Below are 8,740 nucleotides of genomic sequence, written 5' to 3' on the forward strand. Positions count from 1 at the left end.
TCCCAGAGGGGGCCGCGGGCCGTAAGTCGTTCGTCGGGCGGTCGAGCGGAGGGCGCAGGGCGCCGGGCGCCGGGCGCCGGGGCTAGAGCCGCACGCCGAGCAGCGCGTTGACCGCACGCGAGATCACGCCGGGCGCGCCCTCGGTGTCGGCAGAGGTGTCCCGCCCGTCGGCGAGCGAGACGTCGGCCCACGCGTCGACCGCGGCGAGCGCGGTGGGGGCGTCGAGGTCGTCCGCGAGCGCCGCGCGCACCGCCGCGAGGGTCGCGTCGGCGTCGGGGCCGCCGTTGCCCGAGACCGCGGAGCGCCACCGCTCGAGGCGCTCGACGGCGGCGGGGAGGTCGGCGTCGGTCCACTCCCACTCGGAGCGGTAGTGGTGGGCGAGCAGGGCCAGGCGGATGGCCATGGGGTCGACGCCCGTGGCGCGCAGCCGCGAGACGAACACGAGGTTCCCGCGCGACTTGCTCATCTTCTCGCCCTGGTAGGCGACGAGGCCCGCGTGGACGTGGTTGCGCGCACCGAACCCGTGGTCGAGCAGGCGGTCGTGCGAGGTCGACATCTCGTGGTGCGGGAAGAGCAGGTCCGCTCCCCCGCCCTGGATGTCGAAGGGCAGGCCCAGGCCGTCGCGTGCGATGACGGCGCACTCGATGTGCCAGCCGGGGCGCCCGGTGCCGAGGCTCGCGCCGTCCCAGGTGGGTTCGCCCGTGCGCTCGCGCCGCCACAGCAGCGGGTCGAGCGGGTCCTTCTTGCCGTCGCGCTCAGGGTCTCCGCCGCGCTCGCCGAACAGGCGCAGCATGTCCTCGCGGCTGAACCGCGACACGGCGCCGAAGCGCGCGTCGGCGCTGAGGTCGGCGTACACGTCGCCGAGCTCGGGGGTGTCGCCGCCCGCTCCGGGCTCGACGGGCACGCGGTACGCGAACCCGTCCTCGATGAGGGCCTCGACGGCCTGCACGACGTCGGGGATCGCCTCGACCGCGCCGCGGTACACGTCCGGGGGCACGACGCCGAGCGCGGTCATGTCCTCGGCGAGCAGGGCGGTCTGCTCGACGGCGAGGTCCCACCAGTCGACGCCGGTCGCGGTGGCGCGCTCGAGCAGCGGGTCGTCGACGTCGGTCACGTTGGACGCGTAGGTGACGTCGTGCCCGGAGTCGCGCCAGGCGCGGCCCAGGAGGTCGAACGCGACGTAGGTCGCGGCGTGCCCGATGTGGGTCGCGTCGTACGGGGTGATCCCGCAGACGTACATGGTCGCGGTGTCCCCCTCCGCGGCGACGACGAGCTCCCCGGTGGTGCTGTCGTGCACCCGGATCGGGAGTCCTCGACCGGGCAGGGACGGGATCTGAGGCATGGGCCAGCTGTGCACGCGACAACCTTAGCCGCGAACGGCCCCGGCCTCCTCGACGGTCGCCGCGCGTGGGCCCCCCGGCCTGCCCGACGGCGCCGCGAGCCCGTCCTGGGTGGCGTGCCTGCGGCGTCGGGCAAGAATGCAGGGGTGACCGAACCCACACGTCCCCCCGACCCCCCGTCCTCCGAGCCGGGCGCCCACGAGAAGCCGCGCACGGCGCCGACGCGCTACAAGGAGCTGTGGGTCGAGGGGGCCGACGGGCGCGTTCGACCGGTCGACGGGCGCACGGCGCCGACCGACCTCACGGACGACGACTCTCCGGGAACGGCCGACCAGGAGACCGGGGCGCGCTGGTACGAGGTCCGCACGCTCGACGACTTCGTGGAGGCCGCAGAGGCACTCGGAGTGGGACTGAGCACGCAGTGGGGGCGGGGGCACCTGCCCGTGCACGTGCGGCACGTCAAGCACCCCTTGGCGCACGTCGAGCACATCGGCATGGACTGGCTGCTCGTCGTGACCCCGACCGTGGCCTTCTCCGAGGAGGACCGGCAGGTCAGCACGGGCAGCTTCTGCATCCTCGTGGGGCCGGACGTCGTGGTGACGGTCGAGAAGGGCTCCGGGGGCGTCCACGACCGGATGCGCGAACACCTGACCGGCCCGTCGCACGGGCGCGGCAAGGGTGTCCAGCACCTGGCGGGCGAGGCCCTGTTCGCGCTCGTGGCGACCGCGTCCGACGTCGAGCTGGCCCTGGGCGACGCGGTCGCCGAGGTCGAGAAGATCGTCTTCGAGCCCCGGCGGCACGCCGACCCCGTCCTGCCCATCTACGACCTCAAGCGCGAGATCACCGAGGCCCGGCGGGCGCTGCTGCCCATCACGGCCGAGCTGCCCGAGCTCGTGTCGGGCAGCGCCCGGTCGCGCATCACGTTCGACAAGCGGCTCATGGACCGCCTGGTCTCGACGGTCGAGCGCATCGACCGCCACCTCGACGCGCACGACGACCTGCTGTCCGACATGCTCTCGGTGCACCTGTCGCAGGTCTCGGTGCGCCAGAACGAGGACATGCGCAAGATCAGCGCCTGGGCCGCGATCCTCGTGTTCCCCACGATCGTCGGCGGGATCTACGGCATGAACTTCGACCACATCCCCGAGCTGCACTGGTCGCTCGGCTACCCGATGGCGCTCGCGATCATGGTGATCGGCTGCTTCGGGCTGTACGGGGCGTTCAAGAAGGTCGGCTGGATGTAGCGGGTGCCGCCCACCGCGGTGCGCGAGGGCCGGTCAGGCGAGCGGCTGCAGGACGCCGAACGTGAGCAGCAGGACCACGACGCCGGCGAGCACCAGCCGGTAGATCACGAACGGCGTGTAGCTGAACGTCGAGACAATCTTGAGGAACGCGATGATCACGAGGTACCCGACGACGAACGCCACGAGCGTCGCGATCAAGGTCGCCCCGAAGCCGGGTGAGCCGGGCACCGGGTCCGCCGCGACCGACTTCGCGAGCTGGTAGAACCCCGAGCCGAGGACCGCGGGGATCGCGAGCAGGAACGAGTAGCGCGCGGCGGCCTCGCGCGTGAAGCCCATGAGCAGGCCCGCGGTGATGGTCCCGCCGGAGCGGGAGACGCCGGGGACCAGGGCGAGCGCCTGCGCCAGCCCGAACCCGACGGCCTGGCGCGGGGTCAGCTCGTCGAGCGTCCTCTTCTTGGCCCCGACCCGGTCCGCGAGCCCGAGCAGCAGCGCGAACGCGGCGAGCATGAACGCCGTGATGTACAGGTTGCGCAGCGAGGCCTCGATCGCGTCCTGGAACAGCAGGCCGAGGACCACGATAGGGATCGAGCCCAGCGCGATGAACCAGGCCATGGCGGCGTGGTGGTCGCCCTTGCCCATCCGGGCGCGCCAGTCGGTGCCGTTCTCGCCGCGCACCGCGCCCCACCAGGCGCGACAGATCGTCGCGATGTCCCGCCGGAAGTAGAGCAGGACCGCGGTCTCGGTACCGATCTGGGTGATCGCCGTGAAGGCCGCCCCCGGGTCCGACGAACCGATCAGCTCACCCACGATGCGCAGGTGCGCGCTCGAGGAGACGGGCAAGAACTCGGTCAGACCCTGGACGAGGCCGAGAAGGACGGCATCCCACGCATTCACGCATCGCACCCTACCGGCGCCGACCACCCTGCCCAGGCGGGACAGGCCGGTCGGCAGAAAGCGTCACCTGGCCGTCGCCCGGCGGACACCGCGCAGCCCCGCGCAGGACACCGGGCGGACACCCGGGGACCCGCCGATGCGGGCCAGAGCGACGGACCTCACCCTCCCGACCACGCCACGTCTCCGGGCATCGCGCCCTCTTCGCCGGTAACCTGCCGCGCATGGAACTTCGTCAGCTCGGCCGCACCGGCCTTCGCGTCTCGCCGCTGGGTCTCGGGACCATGGCGTGGGGTCGGGACACCGACGAGATCGATGCGGCGGAGCAGCTCCGGGACTTCGTCGACGCCGGCGGCAACCTGGTGGACACCGCGGCCTCCTACGGCGGCGGCGCGAGCGAGTCGATGATCGGTTCGCTCCTCGCCGCGGGCAAGGTCGACCGCAACGACGTGCTGCTGTGCACCAAGGCCGGGATCCGCACGACCGCGGACGGCAACACCGTCGACGCGTCCCGCGGCGCGCTTCTCGACTCGCTCGACGCCTCGCTCGCGCGCCTCGGGACAGACCACGTCGACCTCTTCCTGGTGCACACCCCGGACCCTCGGACGCCCTTCGACGAGACGCTCTCGGCCCTGCGGCTGGCCGTGACGACCGGGCGCGCCCGCTACGTGGGTCTGTCCAACCACCCCGGGTGGGCCGCCGCGCGGGCGGCCGCGACGCTCGACGCGCGCGGCGACGTCGGGCTCAGTGCGGTCGAGCTCGAGTACTCGCTGCTGCAGCGCGGGATCGAGCGCGACGTCGTGCCCGCCGCCACCGAGATGGGCTTCGGGGTCCTCGCGTGGTCACCGCTGGGCCGGGGCGTGCTCACGGGCAAGTACCGCAGCTCGCTGCCCGCGGACTCGCGCGGGGCGTCCTCGCACCTGGCCGGGTTCGTCCAGCCCTACCTGGACGGCCCGTCGTCGGGCATCGTCGAGGCCGTCGTGACGGCCGCGAACGGTCTGGGACGCGCACCGCTCGACGTGGCGCTGGCCTGGCTCCTGGAGCGGCCGGGGGTCTCGAGCGCGATCGTCGGGGCCCGGACCCCGTCGCAGCTGCGGGCCTCGCTCGCGGCGAGCGACCTCGAGCTGCCCGACGCCGTCCACCACGCGCTCGACGACGTCAGCGCCCTCTCGTTCGGCTACCCCGAGCGTTGGTAGCGCTACCCCTGCGGGAGGTCAGCGGCTGACGCCGTCGTGGAGGTCGACCTCGTCGAACTCCTCGTCGAGCCGGTCGTCGTCCGAGCCGCCGTCCCGCTCGTCGTCGTCCTCATCGTCCGAGTCCTCGTCGTCGTCCGAGTCCTCGTCGTCCTCGTCGTCGTCCTCCGCGAGGTAGAACGGTGTGGCCTCGCCGTGGACCTGCGCGAGCGCCTCGTCGTACACCTCGTAGGCGTCCGCGAGGACGTAGTAGGCGTCGTCGACCGCGGGATCGTCCTCGCCTCGGCGCGCGGCGACGGCGTTGTAGTGGGCCTCGAGGGCCGCGATGAATCGGTCGAGCGCGGCGCGCGGGTCAGCGGTCATACCCTGACGGTAGCCCTGCCCGAGGCACAATGGCACTCGGAATCCCGGCGCGGGAGAGTGAGGTACGGCTCACGGCTCCCCCGCTCACGACCGACCCGAGGACGGTGGAACATGGCAAGCACTCCTCCCCCGCAGCGCGTGGCCCGCACCGAGCCCAGCAGCCAGTACGAGTACCGGGTGCTCACGATCGACAGGTCCGTGAGCCGCCACGACGCCGTCCGCCTCCTGACGGACGAGGCGGAGTACGGACGCTGGGAGCTCGACCGCACCCGGCTGTACGTGGGCGGCGAGCGGCGCGTGTGGCTGCGCCGCAAGATCATGCGGGTGCGCTCGACGCTCTGAGGCGTCGAGCGCCCGCAGGTCAGCAGGTCCGCAGGAGCCGGTCCAGGACGCGCACGCCGAACTTCAGGGACTCCACGGGCACGCGCTCGTCGACGCCGTGGAACATCCCGGAGAAGTCCAGGTCCGCGGGGAGCTGGAGCGGGGCGAACCCGTAGCCCGTGATGCCCAGGCGCGCGAGCGACTTGTTGTCGGTGCCGCCCGAGAGCGTGTACGGCAGGACCGTCGCGCCGGGGTCCTCGGCGTGCAGGGACGCGATCATCGCGTCGACCAGGTCGCCCTCGAAGGGCACCTCGAGCGAGATGTCACGGTGGATGGGCTCGATGCGCACGTGCTCGCCCACGAGGCCCTCGATGACCGCGAAGCCCTCGTCCTCGTGGCCCGGCAGCAGGCGCGCGTCGATCGCGGCCTCGGCCCGGCCGGGGATGACGTTGGCCTTGTAGCCGGCGCCGAGCTGGGTCGGGTTGGACGTGTGGCGCACGGTCGCGCCGACGAACCGCGAGGCGGGCCCGAGGGCCGCGACGAGCGCGTCGATGCTCGCCTCGTCGCGGGGGTCGTAGGGCAGGTCCGTGAGCTCGGCCACTCCGCGCAGCAGCGCGTCGACGGTCGGGGTGATCGTGTAGGGCCACTGGTAGGCGCCGATGCGCGCGACCGCGGCCGCGAGGTGGGTCACGGCGTTGTCGGTGTTGACCTGCGAGCCGTGCCCGGCTCGGCCGTCGGCGACGAGCTTGAGCCAGGCGATGCCCTTCTCCGCGGTCTGGAGCAGGTAGGCGCGCTTGCCGTCGATGTCGACCGAGAAGCCGCCGACCTCGCTGATCGCCTCGGTCGCACCCTCGAAGATCTCGGGGCGGTGGTCGACGGCCCAGCTCGCGCCGTACGTGCCGCCGGCCTCCTCGTCGGCGAAGAAGGCCACGACGACGTCACGGGCAGGCTTGCGCCCCTCGCGGACCATCTGGCGCACGACCGCGAGGATCATCGCGTCCATGTCCTTCATGTCGACCGCGCCGCGCCCCCACAGGAGCCCGTCCTTCTCCTCGCCCGCGAACGGGTCGACCGACCAGTCGGCGGCCTGCGCGGGCACGACGTCGAGGTGACCGTGCAGGACGAGCGCGGGGCGCGTGGGGTCCTGCCCCGGCAGACGCACGACGACGCTCGCGCGCCCGGGCGCGGACTCGAACAGCTCGGGGCTCAGCCCGACCTCGTGGAGCGAGGCCATCACGTACTCGGCCGCGGCTCGTTCGCCGGGTCCCGACCCGTCCCCGAAGTTCGAGGTGTCGATGCGCAGCAGGTCCTGGCAGATGCGCGCGACCTCCTGCTCGGCGGTCGGGTGGGTCTGCGGCGGGTTCGCGGGGTGGGCATGGGTCGTCATGGCCACACGGTACCCGCTGTCGCGGCGCGTTCCGGGGCTTTGCCGGGGTGTCTCGCCCCGTGGGCACCCGCCCGCCGGGCTGTGGTCGGACCTCAGCCGTGGTCGCCGGTCGCGGCGTGGCCCTGGCTCCCCTGGGCGGGGAGCCGCGGCCCGGTCCCGCCGCGCGGCGCGGCACCGGTGTGCGCGTCCTCGTGCCCGACGTCGTCGCGCACCCCCGGCAGCAGGTCCCCCGGGGCGGGGCGGTCCGCCGTCCCCGCGGGCGCCGAGGGGTCCACGACCACGAACTGGCCCATCATCCCCTGGTCCTCGTGGCGGAGCAGGTGGCAGTGGAACATGTAGGGGCTGTCGGCGTCGGGAGTCGTGCCGAACGTGACCAGGAGCCGGGTGATCTTGCCAGGACGGACGTAGACGGTGTCCTGCCGGCCGCGGAGCTCGAGGGGCGGTGGGGTTCCCGAGACGTCGAGCACCTGGAACTGCGCGTCGTGGACGTGGAAGTTGTGCGGGGTGTCGTCGAGCCCCGTGACCTCCCAGATCTCGGTCGCCCCGGCGTCGACGACCTCGTCGATGCGGCGAAGGTCCATGTCCTGGTCGTTGATCGAGGTGCCGGAGAGCTCGAAGCGGCGGGTCGTGGTCGCGGCGTCCTCGTCGGCGACGGGGAGGTCCCCGAGCTCGGCCGGCACGGTGGCAGACGTCGTCAGCTCGGCCGCGGCCCGCAGCTCGAGCACGTCGAGCGTGTCGTCGCCGCCGGAGAACCGTGCCGTGAAGGGGTTCGCGCCCAGCTCCTGCGGGAAGCTGCGCAGCACGGTGCGCTCCCCCGGCGTGACCTCGACCACGACCTCGGCACGATCGCCCGGGGAGAGCTGGAGGCGGTCCGTCGTGACCGGCTGGTCCAGGAGACCGCCGTCCGAGCCGATCACCTGGAAGGCGCGGCCGTCGTCGAACCCGAAGGCGTAGACCCGCGCGTTGGAGCCGTTGAGGATCCGCAGCCGGACCCGTTCGGTCGTGACGTCGAGGTACGGGCTCGCGGTGCCGTTCACGAGGACCACCGAGCCCCGCACGCCCGTGCTCGACAGGAACGGGTCGGCGTCGTCGAGGCGGCCGTCGGCGTGGAACTTCTTGTCCTGGACGACGAGCGGGACGTCGTCGACACCGTACTCGTGCGGCAGCGCGTCCTGGACCGCGGCCTCGGGCGACCCCGGGGGCTCGTCGAGCAGGAACAGGCCCGCCAGGCCGCGGTACACGTGGTCGGCCGTGCGCCCGTGCAGGTGCGGGTGGTACCAGAGCGTCGCCGCGGGCTGGTCGATCGCCCACTTCGGGGACCACGTCTGGCCCGGCTCGACCTGCTGGTGCGGGCCGCCGTCCATGACCGCGGGAAGCCTCATGCCGTGCCAGTGCAGCGTGCTGGTCTCGGTCATCGAGTTCGTGACGTCGATGCGGACCTGCTCACCGCGCGAGGCGCGCAGCGTCGGGCCCAGGAACGTGCCGTTGACGCCGAGCGTCGGGGTCGGGCCACCCTGCCCCAGGTCCGTCTCGCCCTCCCGCATGTCGAGCGTGAAGACCCGGACCCCCTCCTCGACGGTCGAGGACGCGAGGGGCGGGATCGCGAGGGGCCGCGTGAAGTCGACCTCGCCGGCCGTCGAGGTCGCACCGTTCGAGAAGGCCACGGCGACGCCGCCGGCGATCCCGCCCGCGACGAGGGCGACGAGCACCACCACGACGACGCCCCAACGGCGCCGACGGGGCGCAGGCCCGGCGGGACCGTCCCCCTCTGCGGGCAGCGCGGGGGCGACGGTGTCGCCGTCGGGGATGGTGGTCATGTCGGTGCGAGGCTCCCAAGGTGACGGTGGTGCGGCGGTCAGCGGGGTCGCTGTCGTACGGACGCCCGGTGCCGGCTCACCCCAGGCTAGGCAGGGCCCGCCGTCGGGCACATCGGGGGTGTCCCCCACCCCGGCCCTGAACCGACCCTGGCCCCGACGGCCGGGCGCCGAGGTGGACCTGGGT

8 protein-coding genes are annotated in these 8,740 nt (G+C 73.2%); 3 read left to right on the forward strand and 5 right to left on the reverse strand.

Annotated elements, in window-relative coordinates:
* Window positions 1–82: 82 nt before the first annotated feature.
* Window positions 83–1,357, reverse strand: coding sequence for a cysteine--1-D-myo-inosityl 2-amino-2-deoxy-alpha-D-glucopyranoside ligase (gene mshC, locus ACFRCR_RS13855; protein ID WP_138824581.1), 1,275 nt, complete (start codon window positions 1,355–1,357; stop codon window positions 83–85).
* A 129-nt stretch (window positions 1,358–1,486) separates the two neighbouring features.
* Here mshC and ACFRCR_RS13860 point away from each other — a divergent pair, with 129 nt between their 5' ends.
* Entirely contained in the window at window positions 1,487–2,584 is a 1,098-nt protein-coding gene (locus tag ACFRCR_RS13860; RefSeq protein WP_377678302.1) for a CorA family divalent cation transporter, read from the forward strand.
* A 33-nt stretch (window positions 2,585–2,617) separates the two neighbouring features.
* Here ACFRCR_RS13860 and ACFRCR_RS13865 read toward each other — a convergent pair whose 3' ends face one another.
* Window positions 2,618–3,478 carry an undecaprenyl-diphosphate phosphatase gene (locus ACFRCR_RS13865; protein WP_377678304.1) on the reverse strand — a complete coding sequence of 287 codons (861 nt, stop codon included), beginning with the start codon at window positions 3,476–3,478 and terminating at the stop codon, window positions 2,618–2,620.
* A 221-nt stretch (window positions 3,479–3,699) separates the two neighbouring features.
* On the opposite strand from ACFRCR_RS13865, the gene ACFRCR_RS13870 reads away from it, so the two are divergent.
* A complete protein-coding gene (locus tag ACFRCR_RS13870; protein ID WP_336708453.1) occupies window positions 3,700–4,671 on the forward strand; it encodes an aldo/keto reductase in 972 nt (323 codons plus the stop codon).
* 18 nt (window positions 4,672–4,689) lie between these two features.
* Here ACFRCR_RS13870 and ACFRCR_RS13875 read toward each other — a convergent pair whose 3' ends face one another.
* Entirely contained in the window at window positions 4,690–5,031 is a 342-nt protein-coding gene (locus ACFRCR_RS13875) for a primosomal protein (RefSeq protein ID WP_377678306.1), read from the reverse strand.
* Between the two features lie 111 nt (window positions 5,032–5,142).
* Between ACFRCR_RS13875 and ACFRCR_RS13880 the strand changes: the two genes are divergently transcribed.
* Window positions 5,143–5,373 (forward strand): DUF5703 family protein, encoded by a 231-nt coding sequence (locus tag ACFRCR_RS13880; RefSeq protein WP_138824585.1) that lies wholly within the window; start codon window positions 5,143–5,145, stop codon window positions 5,371–5,373.
* Window positions 5,374–5,392: 19 nt separating this feature from the next.
* Here the strand turns inward: ACFRCR_RS13880 and ACFRCR_RS13885 are convergent, their stop codons facing one another.
* Both ACFRCR_RS13885 and ACFRCR_RS13890 read right to left on the reverse strand, forming a co-directional pair.
* Complete coding sequence (locus tag ACFRCR_RS13885; protein WP_138824586.1) at window positions 5,393–6,739, reverse strand: M20/M25/M40 family metallo-hydrolase; 1,347 nt, start codon at window positions 6,737–6,739, stop codon at window positions 5,393–5,395.
* Window positions 6,740–6,831: 92 nt separating this feature from the next.
* Complete coding sequence (locus tag ACFRCR_RS13890; protein ID WP_377678308.1) at window positions 6,832–8,556, reverse strand: multicopper oxidase family protein; 1,725 nt, start codon at window positions 8,554–8,556, stop codon at window positions 6,832–6,834.
* Between the last annotated feature and the right edge of the window lie 184 nt (window positions 8,557–8,740).

Source organism: Oerskovia sp. NPDC056781 (assembly GCF_042789955.1).
GTDB classification, from domain to species: domain Bacteria; phylum Actinomycetota; class Actinomycetes; order Actinomycetales; family Cellulomonadaceae; genus Oerskovia; species Oerskovia rustica.